Annotated in this window: 12 protein-coding genes and 3 pseudogenes; all 15 read left to right on the forward strand. The window is 43.0% G+C overall.

The window, feature by feature from the left end; translation table 11 throughout:
- Positions 1-2: 2 nt before the first annotated feature.
- The 15 genes and pseudogenes from JCM19033_RS03920 (at position 3) to dpaA (ending at position 18273) form a co-directional block, all read left to right on the forward strand.
- Positions 3-4245: pseudogene (locus JCM19033_RS03920) on the forward strand (PolC-type DNA polymerase III).
- A 177-nt stretch (positions 4246-4422) separates the two neighbouring features.
- Complete coding sequence (rimP, locus tag JCM19033_RS03925; protein WP_306301214.1) at positions 4423-4845, forward strand: ribosome maturation factor RimP; 423 nt, start codon at positions 4423-4425, stop codon at positions 4843-4845.
- Between the two features lie 106 nt (positions 4846-4951).
- Positions 4952-6202 (forward strand): transcription termination factor NusA, encoded by a 1251-nt coding sequence (gene nusA, locus JCM19033_RS03930; protein WP_083465254.1) that lies wholly within the window; start codon positions 4952-4954, stop codon positions 6200-6202.
- Entirely contained in the window at positions 6156-6431 is a 276-nt protein-coding gene (gene rnpM / locus JCM19033_RS03935) for an RNase P modulator RnpM (protein WP_083465255.1), read from the forward strand. The genes nusA and rnpM overlap by 47 nt, the downstream gene beginning before the upstream one ends.
- Entirely contained in the window at positions 6428-6730 is a 303-nt protein-coding gene (locus tag JCM19033_RS03940) for a YlxQ family RNA-binding protein (RefSeq protein ID WP_054635330.1), read from the forward strand. Before rnpM ends, JCM19033_RS03940 begins: the two co-directional genes overlap by 4 nt.
- Positions 6731-7085: 355 nt before the next feature.
- Positions 7086-8848 (forward strand): annotated as a pseudogene (infB, locus tag JCM19033_RS03945) (translation initiation factor IF-2); the annotation flags it as partial.
- Complete coding sequence (locus JCM19033_RS03950) at positions 8845-9123, forward strand: DUF503 domain-containing protein (protein WP_054635331.1); 279 nt, start codon at positions 8845-8847, stop codon at positions 9121-9123. The pseudogene infB and the gene JCM19033_RS03950, both read left to right, overlap by 4 nt.
- A gap of 17 nt (positions 9124-9140) precedes the next feature.
- The gene (gene rbfA / locus JCM19033_RS03955) at positions 9141-9497 is read left to right on the forward strand and encodes a 30S ribosome-binding factor RbfA (protein WP_054635332.1); all 357 of its coding nucleotides are present in this window, start codon (positions 9141-9143) and stop codon (positions 9495-9497) included.
- A 104-nt stretch (positions 9498-9601) separates the two neighbouring features.
- Positions 9602-10510: a tRNA pseudouridine(55) synthase TruB gene (gene truB, locus JCM19033_RS03960; protein WP_054635333.1), complete on the forward strand. Its 909-nt coding sequence runs from the start codon at positions 9602-9604 to the stop codon at positions 10508-10510.
- A gap of 156 nt (positions 10511-10666) precedes the next feature.
- Positions 10667-11638: a bifunctional riboflavin kinase/FAD synthetase gene (gene ribF, locus JCM19033_RS03965; RefSeq protein WP_054635334.1), complete on the forward strand. Its 972-nt coding sequence runs from the start codon at positions 10667-10669 to the stop codon at positions 11636-11638.
- 153 nt (positions 11639-11791) lie between these two features.
- The gene (gene rpsO / locus JCM19033_RS03970; RefSeq protein ID WP_054635335.1) at positions 11792-12061 is read left to right on the forward strand and encodes a 30S ribosomal protein S15; all 270 of its coding nucleotides are present in this window, start codon (positions 11792-11794) and stop codon (positions 12059-12061) included.
- A 202-nt stretch (positions 12062-12263) separates the two neighbouring features.
- Positions 12264-14389, forward strand: a pseudogene (locus JCM19033_RS03975) (polyribonucleotide nucleotidyltransferase).
- Between the two features lie 176 nt (positions 14390-14565).
- Positions 14566-15534, forward strand: coding sequence for a polysaccharide deacetylase family protein (locus JCM19033_RS03980; protein WP_306301215.1), 969 nt, complete (start codon positions 14566-14568; stop codon positions 15532-15534).
- A gap of 37 nt (positions 15535-15571) precedes the next feature.
- On the forward strand, positions 15572-16813 hold the full coding sequence (locus JCM19033_RS03985; protein WP_054635337.1) for a pitrilysin family protein: 1242 nt from the start codon (positions 15572-15574) through the stop codon (positions 16811-16813).
- A gap of 584 nt (positions 16814-17397) precedes the next feature.
- Positions 17398-18273 carry a dipicolinic acid synthetase subunit A gene (gene dpaA / locus JCM19033_RS03990; protein WP_054635338.1) on the forward strand — a complete coding sequence of 292 codons (876 nt, stop codon included), beginning with the start codon at positions 17398-17400 and terminating at the stop codon, positions 18271-18273.
- The last annotated feature ends 2 nt before the right edge of the window (positions 18274-18275 follow it).

An 18275-nucleotide genomic window follows, 5' to 3' on the forward strand; every position in this document is an offset into this window, starting at 1 on the left:
TCATGATGCCTCAGGACGTTGTTAAGGAATATTTTCAAGAGGGGAAAATTGAAAAGCTGTCAATTTTTAAAGATGAAAAGCGGTGGCATTTCTATTTTCTATTGGATAAACCTCTAACCCATACAGTTTTTCTCCTGCTGCATGAGAGAATTCAGCAAGCATTTCAGCATATTGCTTCCGTGCAGTTTTCTATACGATATGAAGAAGGAGCTTTGCCGTCTGAAAAACTGCAAGAATTTTGGCCGGCAATCGTAGATAAGATGGAAGGAGTTGCTCCTCACCTCCGTCAAAGGCTTCAAAACAGTCCGCCAGAAGTGAAGGGAAATCACCTTGTTGTTACATGTAAAAATGAAGCAGAAGGAACAATGATTGAAAGAAGGGTTCAAGACCCTTTACATGATGCCTTGCTTTCTTTAGGGTTTAACAAATATCAGCTTCAGTCTCAAGTGCATTCATCCAAAGAAGAGCAAGAGCAGTTCGAAGAAAAGAAAAAGCAGGAAGACCAGACGAAAGTGATCGAAGCTTTGATGGAAAAGAAAAAGCAGGAGCAGCAGGCTGCGGAAGGACGGAAACAAGAACGCCTGCAAATCGGCTATCCCATAAAGGATGATCCGGTGGCCCTTGAAACCATTGAAGATGAAGAGCGTCGTATTACGGTACAAGGCTATGTATTTGAATCGGAAACCAGGGAACTGCGAAGTGGCCGAACATTACTAACCTTTAAGATTACGGATTATACAGATTCTATTCTCGTAAAGATGTTTTCTCGTGATAAAGAAGATGTCCCAAACCTGCAGGCAGTCAAAAAAGGCATGTGGCTTAAGGTAAGAGGAGGCATTCAAAACGACACCTTCGTGAGGGATCTGGTTATGATTGCAAATGATGTGATCCAGATAGATCCTCATGAGAGAATGGATGAGGCCCCGGAAGATGAGAAGAGAGTAGAGCTGCATCTGCACACGGCGATGAGCCAAATGGACGGAATCCATACAGCGGGCAGCTACGTGACTCAGGCAGCAAAGTGGGGACACAAAGCAGTAGCGATAACAGATCATGGAGTTGTCCAGGCTTTTCCCGAAGCCTATGGAGCAGCACAGAAGCATGGAATTAAGGTGCTCTACGGCCTTGAGGCCAATTTAGTAGATGACGGGGTCCCTATTGCATACAATGAAGCCCGCCGACTTCTAATGGATGAGACATACGTCGTTTTTGACGTGGAAACGACAGGGCTGTCTGTTGTATATGACACAATCATAGAGTTGGCAGCGGTCAAAATTAAAGATGGGGAAATTATTGACCGGTTTGAATCGTTTGCAAACCCTCACGAAAAATTGTCAAATACGATCATTGATTTGACGGGGATCACAGATGATATGGTTGCAGATGCGCCGGAAGTCGGCGATGTGTTAAAGGATTTTCATGACTTTATCGGTGATGATATCTTAGTTGCCCATAATGCAAGCTTTGATATGGGCTTTCTGAATGCAGGCTTTAAAAAAATTGGATTAGGCGCTGCTCCAAATCCTGTAGTAGATACGTTAGAGCTCGGGAGGTTTCTCTACCCGCAGCTGAAAAATCACCGATTAAATACATTATGTAAAAAGTTCGATATTGAGCTGGTCAGTCATCACAGAGCAATTTACGATGCGGAAGCAACAGGTTATCTGCTGTGGAAAATGGTGAAAGATGCTGTGGAGAACCATATTGAATATCACGATCAGTTAAATAACAACATGGGCCAAGGGGATTTCCACCGTCTTCGTCCGTCACACTGTATTTTGCTCGCGCAAAACCAGGAAGGCTTGAAAAATCTTTATAAGCTGGTTTCCATGTCTCATTTAAATTACTTTTTTAGAACTCCTCGCATTCCTCGTTCTCAGCTCCAACAGCATCGAGAGGGCCTTCTCGTCGGCTCTGGATGTGATAAAGGAGAGGTTTTTGAAACAATGATGCAGAAATCTCCGGAGGAAGCAGAGGAAGCTGCTAAATTTTATGATTATTTAGAGGTTCAGCCGCCTGCCAATTATCACCACTTAGTGGAAAAAGAGCTTGTAAGAAATGAAGAAGCGATTTATGAAATCATTAACAAAATTATAGACTTAGGGAAAAAGCTCAACAAAAAAGTAGTGGCCGCAGGAAATGCCCATTACCTTGACCCCCAGGAGCATATCTATCGAAAGATTCTTATCGCTTCCCAGGGCGGGGCAAATCCTTTAAACAAACAGACCCAGCCTCAGGTGCATTTTCGAACCACCCAGGAAATGCTTGAATGCTTTTCGTTTCTAGGTGATGAAAAGGCGAAAGAGATTGTTATAGAAAACACTCAGGCTATCGCTGATTCTATCGAGGAGATACATCCTATTCCCGATGATCTTTACACGCCAAACATTGAAGGCGCTGATGAGGAAATGCGGGAAATGAGTTACAACAGAGCCAAAAGTATATATGGTGATCCTCTTCCCGAGATTGTAGAAGCCCGCCTGGAGAAAGAGTTAAAGAGTATTATCGGTCATGGCTTTGCCGTTATTTATTTAATTTCTCAAAAACTTGTAAAAAAATCCTTGGATGACGGGTATCTTGTTGGTTCACGTGGTTCTGTCGGTTCCTCCTTTGTAGCGACCATGACTGAAATCACAGAGGTTAACCCGCTTCCGCCTCATTATGTATGTCCATCCTGCCAGCATTCATATTTCTTTAATGACGGTTCTGTCGGTTCAGGCTTTGACCTTCCTGAAAAAGACTGTGAAAAATGCGGAACACCGTATGTAAAAGATGGCCATGACATTCCCTTTGAAACTTTCCTTGGCTTTAAAGGGGATAAGGTTCCTGATATTGATTTGAACTTCTCGGGAGCTTATCAGCCGAGAGCCCATAACTACACAAAAGAACTGTTTGGAGAGAAGAATGTGTATCGGGCAGGAACAATCGGCACGGTTGCCGATAAGACAGCTACGGTTTTGTAAAAGGTTATCAGGGGATCATGATCTCCATTACAGGGGAGCAGAAATAGACCGTCTCGTGTCGGGATGTACAGGTGTTAAACGAACAACAGGCCAGCACCCAGGCGGCATCATCGTTGTGCCTGAAGAGTACGATATTCATGACTTCTGTCCGGTTCAGTTTCCGGCAGATGATAAGACCTCGGAATGGCGGACGACACATTTTGATTTCCATTCCATTCATGACAATCTTTTAAAGCTTGATATTCTTGGCCACGATGACCCCACTGTTATCAGAATGCTTCAGGATTTAAGCGGAATCGACCCTAAAACGATTCCTGTGGATGATCCTGAGGTAATGAAAATTTTCAGCGGGCCTGATGTCCTGGGAGTGACCGAAGAGCAGATCCTTTGCAAAACAGGTACGTACGGTATTCCCGAATTTGGAACCCGTTTTGTCCGTCAGATGCTTGAAGAAACAAGCCCAAGCACATTTTCTGAACTGGTGCAGATTTCTGGGCTTTCACACGGAGCAGATGTGTGGCTTGGTAACGCTCAGGAGCTGATTCAAAGTGGAACGTGCGAGCTGAAGGACGTGATTGGCTGCCGGGATGATATTATGGTTTATTTAATCTACAAAGGAGTCGAGCATTCCCTGGCTTTTAAGATCATGGAATTTGTTCGGAAAGGGAAAGGCCTGCAAGATGACTGGGTCGAAGAGATGAAGAAAAACGATGTACCTGACTGGTACATTGAGTCTTGCCTCAAGATTAAATATATGTTCCCGAAAGCTCACGCCGCGGCTTATGTATTAATGGCTGTACGGATTGCCTATTTTAAAGTTCATTACCCGATCCTTTTTTATGCTTCTTACTTTACTGTAAGAGCCGGGGATTTTGACATTGATACGATGGTGAAGGGAGGAGGCCCGATTAAAGCAAGGATCCAGGAAATCCAAGCGAAAGGCTTTGATGCTTCACCTAAAGAAAAGAACCTGGTGACTGTGCTGGAGCTTGCCCTGGAAATGTGTGAACGGGGATTCTCTTTCCAGAAAGTAGATCTTTACCGTTCAAAAGCTACTGAGTTTGTCGTGGACGGGGAAACGTTAATTCCTCCTTTTAATTCGTTAGACGGTGTAGGAACAAATGCTGCCCTTAGCATTGAAAGAGCCAGAGAAGATGGAGAGTTCCTTTCAAAGGAGGACTTGCAGCAGCGAAGCAGAGCAACAAAGACTGTAATCGAGCATTTAGATGCTCATGGCTGCTTAGAAGGCCTCCCAGACTCAAACCAGCTTTCCCTCTTTTAAGAAAAACGGGAAGAGGGTGGCCTGTCTTGCAATATTAAGCAGAATATGGTACCTTTTCTATGGTGATACTTTGGATAACGAATGGGGAAAGAGTGGGGAAACCCACTCTTTCGTTTGCATTAAGGACTAATTTATCATATTAACAAATGAAAAGAACTGTATAAAAGGAGGTTTGGCATGAGCGATCGAGTGACTGAAATTACTTCTCGCTTGGTTGACCCTATTGTGGAGGAAATGAACCTTGAGCTTGTCGATGTGGAGTTCAAGAAGGAAGGGGAAAACTGGTTTTTACGTGTGTTCATTGATGGTGAAAATGGCGTTGATATTGAAGAATGCGGAAAGGTCAGTGAACAATTAAGTGAAAAGCTTGATCAGGAAGATCCCATTAAGCAGGCGTACTATCTTGAGGTTTCTTCTCCCGGTGCAGAACGTCCATTGAAAACAGAAAAGGATATGTACAAAGCGATTGGAAAGAACGTTTATGTGACAACTTATGAGCCGGTGGAAGGTGAAAAAGCATTTGAGGGAGCATTGATTGACTTTGACGGTTCTTTGTTGCAAATCGAAGTGAAAGTAAAGCAAAAAGAAAAAAACGTATGAGGTACCATATGATAAAGTAGCAAAGGCCCGCCTGGCTGTTCTTATTTAAAGCTTATGGGACTAGGAATGGCCGAGAGACGGTCTTTGAAAGGGGGATATAACATCCATGAATAGTGACTTTATGGATGCGTTGTCAACGCTGGAAACAGATAAAGGAATTGAAAAAGAGGTCATTGTGGAAGCCATTGAAGCGGCTCTGATCTCGGCATACAAAAGGAATTTCAATCAGGCTCAAAACGTGCGGGTTGACGTGAACCGGGATACAGGAACCATCAGAGTATTTGCACGCAAAGAAGTTGTGGAAGAGGTGTTTGATCCGCGCCTGGAAATTTCCATTGAAGCAGCTAAGGAAATCAACCCGGCCTATGAGCTTGATGATGTCGTGGAAATAGAAGTTACGCCGAAAAACTTCGGGCGCATTGCAGCTCAGACCGCTAAACAAGTGGTGACCCAGCGTGTACGTGAAGCTGAGAGAAGCATTATTTATTCTGATTTTATAGACCGTGAAGAAGACATAATGACCGGGATAGTACAGCGCCAGGATCACCGGTTTATTTATGTTGATCTAGGAAAGGTAGAGGCCCTGCTTCCTCAAAGTGAGCAGATGAGCAACGAACATTATAAACATAACGACAGAATTAAGGCTTATATTACGAAAGTTGAAAAGACGACAAAAGGGCCGCAAATCATGATTTCTCGTACTCACCCGGGTCTGTTGAAGCGTCTTTTTGAGCTTGAAGTTCCGGAGATCTATGATGGCACTGTAGAAATTGTCTCGGTCGCTCGTGAAGCTGGTGACCGCTCCAAGATTTCTGTGTATGCTGAAGACAAAGATGTCGATCCTGTAGGCTCGTGTGTAGGCCCAAGAGGACAGCGGGTTCAGACCATCGTGGATGAACTGAAAGGCGAAAAAATTGATATTGTCCGCTGGTCTGAGAACCCGGTAGACTACGTTGCTAATGCACTCAGTCCTTCAAAAGTCCTAGATGTACAGGTGAACGAAGAAGAAAAAAGTACGCTTGTCGTGGTACCTGATTACCAGCTTTCACTTGCTATCGGGAAAAGAGGACAAAATGCACGTCTGGCAGCAAAATTAACAGGCTGGAAAATTGACATCAAAAATGAAACAGAAGCGAAAGAACTTGGGCTCTATGATCCTGAAACAGCAAATGTTCCTGGTGCGGAACCGAAGGAAGAGCCAGATGAGGAAAGCCACGTTGAAGGTGAAGAAGACTGGCTTGAGCAGGTAATCCTGATGACCCGGAGATGGACTGGGACGAAAGTGAAAAAGACTAAAAGGGGAGAGGACAGTGAAAAAAAGAAAAGTGCCGCTGCGAAAATGCATAGCAACGGGTGAGATGAAGGCAAAGAAAGAACTTATCCGAGTGGTGCGCTCTCCAGAAGGGGAAGTTTCCGTTGACCCAGGCGGGAAAATGAACGGAAGAGGCGCTTATCTTACTAACAGCGAAGAATCTTTTTTGCAGGCCAAGCAAAAGGATTTGCTGTCCAGGCATTTAAAAGTCAAGCTGTCTGCAGAAGAATATGACAGGCTTGAACAGGAAAGACAAAAGGCGGGCAGGAAATGAACAATTCTTTTTATTCATTTCTTGGTCTTGCGGTCAGAGCAGGAAAGGTACTCTCCGGAGAAGAAATTGTCCTTAAGGAATTGAGGAAAAAGACCGTTTATCTTGTTCTTGTCTCAGATGATGCTTCCCCTAACACAAGAAAGAAAGTTCAGGATAAATGCACGTTTTATCAAATCCCGTGGCGTACTGCCGGGAGCCGGGATCAGCTTGGGCAGGCTATGGGGAAGGAACAGCGAGTAATCGCAGGCATTGCTGATAAGGGCTTTGCAGAAAAAATGATTTCACTTCTTGATGATTGATAATAAAAAGAGTTATGCTTTATATGATTAAGAGTTTTTTAGAGGTGCAGGTGTTTTCTACACCTGTAAAGATTCTGAATCATTGACCTTGAAGACAAAAGGGCAGGATAAGCTTTCTTGTTTGCAAAGAGGCAAAGAAAAGAAGCATTCACCTTTTGATTATAAAAGGATCACTTGAAAGAAAAGGGACATCAGATCCCAATAGGAAGGCCGTGGTAATAGCATGAGTAATAATGATAAGAAAACCCAGAATAGACAAGGACAAGGAAACAGAAATCCTAACGCAAGAAAAGGAAAGCAGCAAAGACGGGGCGGAGGAGCAAGGAAAAGACCACAGCAGCCACGTCAAACAGTACCTACCCCGGAAAAAATCACTTATCCAGGCACTCTTACAGTAGGAGAATTAGCTGCAAAGCTTCATAAAGATTCTTCTGAAATTATTAAAAAGTTAATGTTCCATGGTGTAATGGCAACCAAAAATGAACAGCTCAGCAAAGAAACAATCGAACTCCTTGGGGAAGAATTCGGTGTGGAAGTAGAAGAAGAAGTCTATGTAGATGAGCTGGATATTGAACATTACGTGGAAGAAGATGATGATAAAGAAGAACATCTACAAGAGCGGCCACCTGTCGTGACAATCATGGGGCACGTTGACCACGGGAAAACGACGCTGCTTGACTCTATCCGCCATACAAAGGTAACGGAAGGGGAAGCAGGAGGTATCACCCAGCATATTGGTGCCTATCAGGTTGAGGAAAACGGCAAGAAAATTACGTTTCTTGATACGCCAGGCCACGCGGCTTTTACAACCATGCGTGCACGCGGTGCTCAAGTTACCGATATCACGATTCTTGTCGTAGCGGCAGATGATGGAGTTATGCCACAAACGGTTGAAGCAATCAACCATGCGAAAGCAGCTGAAGTTCCAATTATTGTGGCAGTTAACAAAATGGATAAAGAAAATGCAAATCCTGATCGCGTTATGCAGGAGCTTTCTGAACATAACCTTCTCCCTGAAGCATGGGGCGGAGATACGATTTTTGTAAATGTTTCAGCTGTTAAGAATGAAGGTATTGATGAACTCCTGGAAATGATTCTTCTTGTAGCTGAAGTGGAAGAGTTAAAAGCGAACCCTGATAAACGCGGACGGGGTACGGTCGTTGAAGCTGAACTTGATAAAGGAAGAGGACCGGTTGCCACGCTTCTCGTACAATCAGGAACGATGAAAGTGGGAGACCCTATTGTAGTGGGTAACACATTTGGCCGGATTCGGGCCATGGTTAATGATGTAGGCCGTCGTGTAAAAACAGCAGGACCTTCTACTCCCGTTGAGATTACAGGATTAAATGATGTTCCACAAGCTGGAGATCAATTTGTGATTTTTGAAGATGAGAAAAAAGCAAGACAAATAGGGGAAGCTAGAGGCGTACGGGCGAGAGACGAAGAACGTTCACAAACGAACAAAGTCAGTCTTGATGATTTATTCGATCAAATTCAGCAAGGTGAAATGAAAGAGATCAATATTATCGTCAAGGCAGACGTTCAAGGCTCTGCTGAAGCATTACGAGGATCCCTTGAGAAAATTGAGGTAGAAGGCGCTAAGATCAACATCATTCATACTGCGTCGGGGCGATTGCAGAATCAGATATTATTTTAGCAGCTGCATCAAATGCCATTGTCATAGGGTTTAATGTCCGCCCTGATGTAAATGCTAAGCGTACAGCGGAAGTTGAAAACGTTGATGTCCGCCTGCATCGTGTTATTTATGATGCCATTGAAGAAATTGAAGCAGCACTAAAAGGGATGCTTGATCCTGAATACCGTGAAAAGGTCATTGGACAGGTTGAAGTGCGTCAGACGTTCAATGTTTCCAAAATCGGCACTATTGCCGGAAGCTATGTCCTTGAAGGGAAAATCACCCGTGATTCTGATGTCCGTCTGATTAGAGACGGGGTTGTCATCTATGAAGGTGGGTTGAATGCTCTGAAACGCTTTAAAGATGATGTTAAAGAAGTGCAAAACGGGTATGAGTGTGGTGTAACCCTTAATAATTTCAACGACATTAAAGAAGGGGACATCATTGAAGCCTACGTAATGGAAGAAATTAAACAGGCATGATTGGTGTAGTTCATTGCGAATGCTTCATCTATGAAGCGGGCAGCTTAAAAGAAAAGCGGTCTGTTTTACAAAGCCTGGTCACACGTTTAAGGCAAAGGCTTAACGTTTCAGTAGCTGAAGTGGACCATCAAAATGTCTGGCAGCGTACAGCTCTTTCAATCGTTTGCGTAGGCTCTGAAAAAGAGCCCGTGGAAAGAGAACTGCAGCGGGCTCTTTCCTTGATTGACGGAGTTTATGATTTAGAACGAACAGTCACAACGTATGAGTGGCTGTAAAAAGGAGGACCTAGATCATGGGCAATGTAAGAGCTCACCGTGTAGGAGAGCAAATGAAAAAAGAACTGGCAGATATTTTCACCAGAGAAATTAAAGATCCCCGGGTTCAGTTTGTGACTGTGACAGGTGTAGACGTTACAGGCGATCTGCAGCAGGCAAAGGTCTTTATCACAGTTCTTGGTGATGAAGAAGAAAAAGCCAAAACAGTCAAAGCTCTCCAAGATGCGAAAGGGTTTATCCGCAGTGAAGTGGGGCAGCGGATACAGCTTCGCAAGACTCCGGATATTTCTTTTGAGATTGATGAGTCCATTGAATATGGGAATCGGATTGAACAGCTGTTAAAAGAAGTGAAAACAGACAATCGAGAACAGTAAAGGAGAAAGGATAGGCAAATTTATTGTCTATCCTTTTCTTCCCTTTAAAAATTTAAAGAGTATCTCGAAAAATGAAATAAATTATGCAGCAGGGAGTTTATAATATGGATGGTATTTTGCCTTTATATAAACCAAAAGGCTTGACCTCGCATGATTGTGTGATGAAGATCAGAAAAATATTTCAAACGAAAAAAGTTGGACATACAGGTACCCTCGACCCGGAAGTCGATGGGGTGCTTCCTATTTGTATTGGAAGAGCCACGAAAATATCTGAGTACTTAACAGCAAAGCCAAAAACATACAAGGGAACCGTAACCCTTGGCGCGGCAACCGACACAGAAGATGCAACTGGGAGCATCATTGAACAGATAAGCGTCTCAAAAGCCCCGGCGATAGCTGATATTGAGACCGTTATAAAGCAGTTTACCGGGACGATCACACAGGTCCCCCCAATGTACTCAGCCGTTAAAGTAAAGGGGAAAAAGCTTTACGAGTATGCAAGAGAAGGGGTAGAAATTGAACGGCCCAAAAGGGAAGTAACCATCTATGATTTGTCTTTTCATCATCAGTCGGTCCGTTCCGAAGAAAAAACAGTAAGCTTTGATTTTACGGTGACATGCAGCAAAGGAACCTACGTACGCACATTGGCTGTGGATATGGGGCGTGCTCTTGGTTACCCTGCCCATATGTCCGCGCTTACCCGTACTGCTTCAGGTAATTTTACGATAGAAGAGTGCGTAACCTTTGAAGAGCTTGAACAGGCAAAAAAAGATGGTTCTCAGGAGGTACACCTTCTTCCCATTTCCACAGGACTGAAAGATTATGAAAAAGTGGAAGTTGATCGGGAAATCGCAGAGAAAGTGTTAAATGGCGGGGTATTTGAAAGGTTTTCAACCGTCTCTTCTTCTTCATTCTTAATCTCGTATCAAGGAGAAATTCTTGCCATTTATACAGATCATCCGAAAAAGCGAGGCATGGTTAAGCCTGAAACCATGCTGGGGAAGCGAGGATAATAGAAGTTTAGTTGCTTCTCTTTTGGCTGTATGAAAGAATATAAAGTAGAGTTGCAAGAAAGGCAGTGAGGCACGGAGACCCGCTTTGTTAAAAGAGGGCGGCCTCAACTAAAAAACGGAAAGAAAATAAGGGAATTAGTTTGGCAGGTGATAGCTGTGGAAACCATATATCTTTACCATCCTCACTCATATACAAAAAACGACCTTCCAGAAACCGTTATAGCCTTAGGTTATTTTGACGGCGTTCATCGGGGGCATCAAAAAGTGATCAAAGCTGCAAAGGCGGAGGCTGAAAAGAGGAGAGCTGATTGTGCGGTGATGACTTTTCACCCTCATCCTAAATCTGTCTTATCTTCCAAGGTTAATGAAGAAGACATGAAATATATTACCCCGATGCCAGATAAAGAAAGTGAAATGAAGCGCTTGGGAGTAGATCGCCTTTATATTGTTAACTTTGATCTTACGTTTGCAGCCTTGACCCCTCAAGAGTTTGTGGATCAGTACTTAATCGGCCTCCATGCAGTACATGTCGTGGCGGGCTTTGATTATTCTTATGGAAGAATGGGAAAAGGAACGATGGAAACCCTTCCTTTTCATTCAAGAGGTCAATTCGGTCAATCGACTGTAGGAAAGCTTGAAGAAAAGGATGAGAAAATCAGTTCCACGTTGATCCGCACTAAACTAAGTGATGGTGAGATTGAGGAAGCAAATACCCTTCTTGGCCGCAGGTATAAGGTAACAGGAAAAGTCGTGCATGGGGAAAAAAGAGGACGGACAATCGGTTTTCCTACAGCTAATGTATCCTTTTCCTTTCCTTATGTATATCCAGCGCTGGGAGTTTACGCTGTGTCGCTAAAGGTTGGCCAAAAAGTGTATGACGGGGTCTGCAATGTTGGCTATAAGCCTACCTTTCATAAAGAAAGAAAAGGAGAACCCAATATAGAAGTCCACCTTTTTTCCTTTGAAAAAGATATTTATGATGAAGATGTAGAGGTCATCTGGCACAAAAGAATTCGTCAGGAAAAAAAGTTTTCTTCCGTGGACGACCTTGTAAAACAAATTGAAAAAGATAAACAGGAAGCAGAACAGTTTTTCAAAGAAGAGAAAAGCCGGGCTCCTTCAAAATAGGTTATAGTGAAGGAAAATAACGGTGATCTCTTGCAATTTGCACGAAAAAAAGGTATTCTAATCAATGTATTAAAAGTGACCACTTCTTGGCTGTATCGCTTCTCCGACGAACTGCTAGGAACTGGTTGAAAAAAATTCAAGGAGGTGCCTTTCATGGCATTGACACAAGAACGTAAGCAAGAACTAGTTGAAGAGTTTAAAACTCACGAAAACGATACAGGATCCCCTGAAGTACAAGTGGCGATCTTAACAGAGCAGATTAACACCCTTAATGAGCACTTACGTACTCATAAGAAAGATCATCATTCACGCCGCGGCCTTTTGAAGATGGTTGGTAAGCGACGTAACCTGCTTACTTACTTGAGAAACAAAGACATTACTCGTTACCGTGAATTAATTCAAAAGCTCGGTCTTCGTCGATAAGCAATAACAAAAGCGGGATATGTTCCCGCTTTTTGTTAGGTTCAGCAACTGGATATTTTTTCAAACCAGTGTAGGATTTACAAATCCTCAAGTGCTCTTCTCCTATGAAATAAACTGTATTTGCTTAAGTATTGAAGCAGTTGGCAAAGATAAGTATATAAAATAAAAATGAATTTAAACACAGGAGGAATACTCATTGGTAATGGAACATGAAAAACAGACCTTTACGTTAGATTGGGCAGGACGGAAGCTCACAGTGGAAACAGGGCAGCTTGCGAAGCAGGCAAACGGTTCCGTGCTTATCCGCTATGGGGACACTGTGGTTCTTTCTACTGCAACAGCTTCCAAAGAACCAAAAGACCTTCCTTTTTTTCCATTGACCGTCAATTATGAGGAGCGGTTGTATGCTGCCGGGAAAATCCCTGGAGGATTTATTAAAAGGGAAGGCCGTCCAAGTGAAAAGGCTGTCCTGGCAAGCCGCCTGATTGACCGGCCGATCCGTCCTTTATTTCCTGATGGCTTCCGTAACGAAGTACAAGTGATCAGCATTGTAATGAGTGTGGACCAAAACTCGCCTACAGAAATGGCAGCTATGCTTGGTTCATCGCTGGCTCTGTCTTTGTCTGATATTCCTTTTTCAGGTCCGATTGCTGGAGTGGTTGTGGGACGTGTGGATGGAGAGTTTATCATTAACCCGACAACAGAGCAATTGGAACAAAGTGATATTGAACTAACGGTTGCAGGAACAAAAGAAGCAATTAATATGGTGGAAGCCGGAGCGGAGCAGGTTTCTGAAGAAACGATGCTCGAAGCCATAATGTTTGGCCATGAAGAAATTAAAAGACTTGTGGCTTTTCAGGAAGAAATTGCTGAGAAGCTTGCACCTGAAAAAATGGACGTTGTTTTAAAACAACTTGATCCTGACCTGGAAACGAGAGTGCGGGACCATGCTGAAGCTACCTTAAAGAGTGCAGTGACAGTGAAAGAAAAGCATGCCCGTCAGGATGCTATTGATCAAGTTACAGAAGAAATTAAGGAACAATTTGAAGAAGAAGAGCGAGAAGAAGTGAAAGAAATTCTTCAAAAACTTGTTAAAGAAGAATTTAGGCGTCTGATCACAAAAGAGGACCTCCGTCCGGATGGTCGTTCATCCAGTGAAATTCGTGACCTTTCTTCGATTGTTAAGCTTTTGCCTAGAACCCATGGTTCCGGCCTGTTTACAAGAGGACAAACCCAGGCGTTAAGTGTTTGTACTCTAGGGGCATTAGGAGATGTTCAAATTCTTGATGGGTTAGGTATGGAAGAATCCAAGCGATTTATGCATCATTATAATTTTCCTTCTTTCAGTGTAGGAGAAACAGGGCCGATCCGTGCACCTGGAAGAAGAGAAATCGGGCACGGGGCATTGGGAGAACGTGCACTTGAGCCAATTATCCCAGATGAAAAAGCGTTCCCTTATACGATTCGTTTAGTTTCAGAAGTGCTTGAATCCAACGGTTCTACTTCTCAGGCGAGTATTTGCGCCAGCACCCTCGCATGATGGATGCAGGTGTACCTATTAAAGCTCCGGTTGCCGGGATTGCGATGGGTCTTGTCAAAGAAGATGAGGATGTTTCCATTTTAACCGATATTCAGGGAATGGAAGACGCTTTAGGGGACATGGACTTTAAAGTGGCAGGCACGGAAAAAGGCGTAACAGCCCTGCAAATGGACATTAAAATTTCCGGAATTGACCGTGACATCCTGGAATATGCATTAGAGCAGGCAAGAAAGGCCCGTCTTCGTATTTTAGAAAACATGCTTGCGGCTATTGGAGAATATCGTACAGAGCTTTCAGAGTACGCTCCAAAAATTCTTACAATGAACATTAAGGCAGAAAAGATTCGTGATGTAATTGGTCCAAGCGGAAAGACTATTAACCAAATCATTGAAGATACAGGCGTAAAAATCGACATTGAACAAGACGGCACCATTTATATTTCTTCTACGGACCAGGAAGCAAACTTAAAAGCAAAAGAAACCATTGAAGATATTGTCCGTGAAGTTGAGGTTGGTGAAGTCTATAAAGGAAAAGTGAAACGGATTGAAAAATTTGGAGCCTTTGTGGAACTTTTTAAAGGCAAGGATGGTCTTGTTCACATTTCCCAGCTGGCAGAAGAGCGGGTGAACAAAGTCGAGGACATTGTTAAAATCGGTGATGAAATTGAAGTAAAAGTCACAGAAATTGACAATCAAGGCCGTGTCAATCTTTCCAGAAAAGTCCTTTTGAAAGAGAAGAAGAAACAAGAAGAATCTCAGGAACAAAACCAGGAGCAAAATCAAAACTAGGGGCGATCAGGACCCTTGTCTGATACAGTAAAGATGCTTGGCTTGGCGAAAGCCAAGTTCTTTTTGTACTGTGAGAATATGGTTTGTTTTTCAATTTTGTAAAGACAAAAAGATCCCCCTTCTGCTTCGTTCTATTATTTTCATGTATCACATAATAATGGGACGAGGAGGGAATCATGATGAGAAAACGATTTATTCTTATACAACTATTCGTTTTTGCAATAATTGGAGTGATTAGCTACAGTGCAGTTTACAACCCCTTTAGCACTGAGTACATACAGGAAGTAAAGCAGGAAGCTAGAATGGCTTCAACTACCATGCAGCAGTCGTTATATGAACAAATTCAAGAAGCTGCTGAACAGTACAATGAACCGGCTGTTGATGCGGTAGTGGATAAGGTGTGGAAAGCGGTACCAGGATATAATGGGAGAGTTGTTGATATTGATGCTTCCTACAAGAAAATGAACCAAAAGGGGCAATTTGATAAGGATCTGCTTGTCTTTAAAGAAGAGAGCCCGAAGGTTCATTTATCCGACCTTCCCCCAACCCCAATATATAAAGGGAATTCCCAAAAGCCTATGGTAGCCTTTCTCGTCAATGTAGCATGGGGAAATGAATACCTGCCTGACATGTTGAAAACTTTTCAAAAACATAATGTGAAAGCCACGTTTTTTCTCGATGGCTCATGGGTGAAAAATAACCCTAAGTTAGCTAAGATGATTCTCGAAGAAGGGCATGAAATTGGCAACCATGCTTATTCACATCCTGATTTAAAGCAAATGTCAAACGAAAGAATTCATGAAGAAATTTTAAAGACCAATGAAACCATACAAGCTGCTCTCGATGTGAAACCGCGCTGGTTTGCTCCTCCATCAGGAAGCTACCGCCAGGATGTGGTTGATATCGCCCATGAACATGGAATGGGGACCATCATGTGGACACTGGACACCATTGATTGGAAAAGCCCTGAACCTTCATCTATGGCAGCAAGAATCGTAAAAGACAGCCACCCTGGAGCAATGATATTGATGCACCCGACAGGGGCCTCAAGAGACGGCTTAGAGAGCATGATTACAGGAATGAAAGAAAAAGGACTTAAAATTGGCACCGTTTCCCGTTTAGTAGATGAGGGAAGAGTCCAATAGGCAGTAGTAAGGCAGTAGATTTCAAGGAGGCATTACGTTGGTAAATAAAATAACGTTAGATAATGGTGTGCGTATCGTCTCAGAGCAAATAGAGTCGCTGCGCTCAGTTTCTATCGGTATATGGGTAGGAACAGGTTCAAGAAATGAAGAAAAAGAAGAGAATGGTATTTCCCATTTTCTTGAGCACATGTTTTTTAAAGGGACGGAAAAGCGGAACCCTCAGGAAATTGCAGAAAGCTTTGATCAAATCGGGGGACAAGTTAACGCATTTACCTCAAAGGAATATACTTGCTTTTACGCAAAAGTACTTGATGAGCATGCCCCAAAGGCCCTTGATGTCCTGTCGGATATGTTCTTTCATTCTACCTTTGATACAGAGGAATTGGTGAAAGAAAAAAATGTGGTCCTTGAGGAAATTAAAATGGTTGATGATACACCAGATGATATTGTCCATGACATTTTGGGAGAGGCAAGCTACGGGAACCACCCCCTTGGTCTTCCTATTTTGGGTACGGCGGATACGTTGAATGCATTCAGCCGTGAAACTCTGCAAGGCTACCTGGAGCGTTATTACACAGGAGAAAATGTTGTTATTTCCATAGCCGGGAACATTAAAGAAGACATGATTGACCAGATTTCCACTATTTTTTCTGAATTGAAGCCCAAAGGTGCAGATAAAAATATAGAAAAGCCTGCATTTTTAACAAATAAGATGGCAAGAGAAAAGGAGACTGAGCAGGCTCACCTCTGTTTAGGTTACCCGGGAGTACCAGCAGGGGATGAAAGCATTTATGCATTGGCACTGCTTAACAATGTGCTGGGAGGAAGCATGAGCAGCCGCTTGTTTCAAGAGATCAGAGAAAAAAGAGGATTGGCTTATTCTGTCTTTTCCTACCACTCTTCTTTTCAGGATAACGGAATGCTCACAATTTATGGAGGGACAGCGCCTGACCATTTAGATGAGTTGTTTGACGCGACAGTGAATTGTATTAAGGATTTAAGAAAAAAAGGATTAACAAAGAAAGAATTAACAAATGGAAAAGAGCAGTTAAAAGGAAACTTAATGCTAAGCCTGGAAAGTTCAAACAGCCGGATGAGCAGAAATGGGAAAAATGAGCTTCTGCTCGGATATCACCGCAGCCTTGATGAGGTGATCCAGCAGATAAACAAGGTTACTGAAGAAGATGTGCTAAAGGTGGCCTCCGAGGTGTTTACTGATGACTTTTCCTTGTCTCTAATCAGTCCTACAGGCAGGTTTCCTTCATCTTTATCTAAATAAAGTACTTTTTTAACCAGTTCGCTAGAACTGGTTAATTTTTTTGTCTTGTACACATACACATAAAAAGAAAAGGAGGGGGCATACATGCGCCTTAGTGAGCTCCATGGTAAAGAAGTGATTGATTATAAAAAGGAGAAAGGCTTGGAGTCCTGGGTGCTGCTGACGTGTTAGTGGATGAAGCAACCGGAAAAGTAGAAGCCTTTCTGTTACCGACACAAAGCTGGATGCCTTTTAGAAAAAAACAAAAACGAAATGACTGTTTATTGGCACCACATTAAAACGATAGGCGATGACTTTTTAATCATTGATATGTAAAGAGCCATGATATGGCTCTTTTTGCATACAAAGATTATCCCCATCAAGTTAAACTGTACATATTTCTTCTGCACGCTCATCAGGCAGCCTGCATAACCTGAGAGTCGGGGAAGAGATGGGAGTGAGGCAAACAGTCCATGCATTCTTTACATAAAATAATAGGTGTTTGTCCGTCTCACGAAAGTTCTCAATACTCATACCGTAGTAGAGAGAAAAGGAAAAACCAAGATATTTGCATGGAAGGTTGAAGGAGAGGGAGAGGAAGCCCCATGCTGACAGGAAAGAAAATAGCTGTTATAGGTGGAGATGCAAGACAAATTGAGGTGATAGATCGTTTAATTCAACGTGATGCCACCTTGTTTCTAGTAGGATTTGAAAAGTTACAAAGGCAGTTCATTGGTGCCAAGCATGTAACGATGGAAGAAATTTTAGGAGAAGATCTGCACGCTGTATTACTCCCGGTTAGCGGGATGCAGGAAAATGGTGAGGTAGAAACGACGTTCTCAAGCAAACCGGCTGTCGTTACGCAGGAATGGTTAAATCGTACCCCAAAAGATTGCTCGATTTATACGGGAATTTCAAATAAAACACTTGACGAGATGGCAAAGAAAGCGGAATGCTCCTTAATTAAATTATTAGAGCGGGATGACGTCGCGATCTATAATGCGATCCCGACTGCAGAAGGTACGCTGCTTCTTGTCATTCAGGATACAGATATTACGGTACACGGGTCTGAAACAATAATTTTAGGGTTAGGCCGGGTTGGAATGACCGTAGCCAGAACCTTTTCTGCCTTAGGAGCATATGTAAAAGTAGGGACCGATAATTCTGCCGAAAGAGCTCGGGCAGAGGAAATGAAAATGAAAGCTTTCCCACTAAAAGAATTACCTGAAAAAGTCCAAAGCGCAGATATTTGTATAAACACAATCCCAGCTCCAGTTTTAACAGGCCATGTGCTGGCTCATATGGCTCCCCGCTGTATTATTGTAGACTTGGCCTCCAAACCCGGAGGTACGGACTTTACCTATGCAAAGAAAAGAGGGATCCGCGCCAAGCTTGCACCGGGTCTTCCAGGTTTAGTCGCTCCAAAAACAGCCGGGAGGATTTTGGCTGATGTAGCTGTCAGATTGTTAGAAGAGCAGTGAAT

The organism is Thalassobacillus sp. C254 (assembly GCF_001310615.1).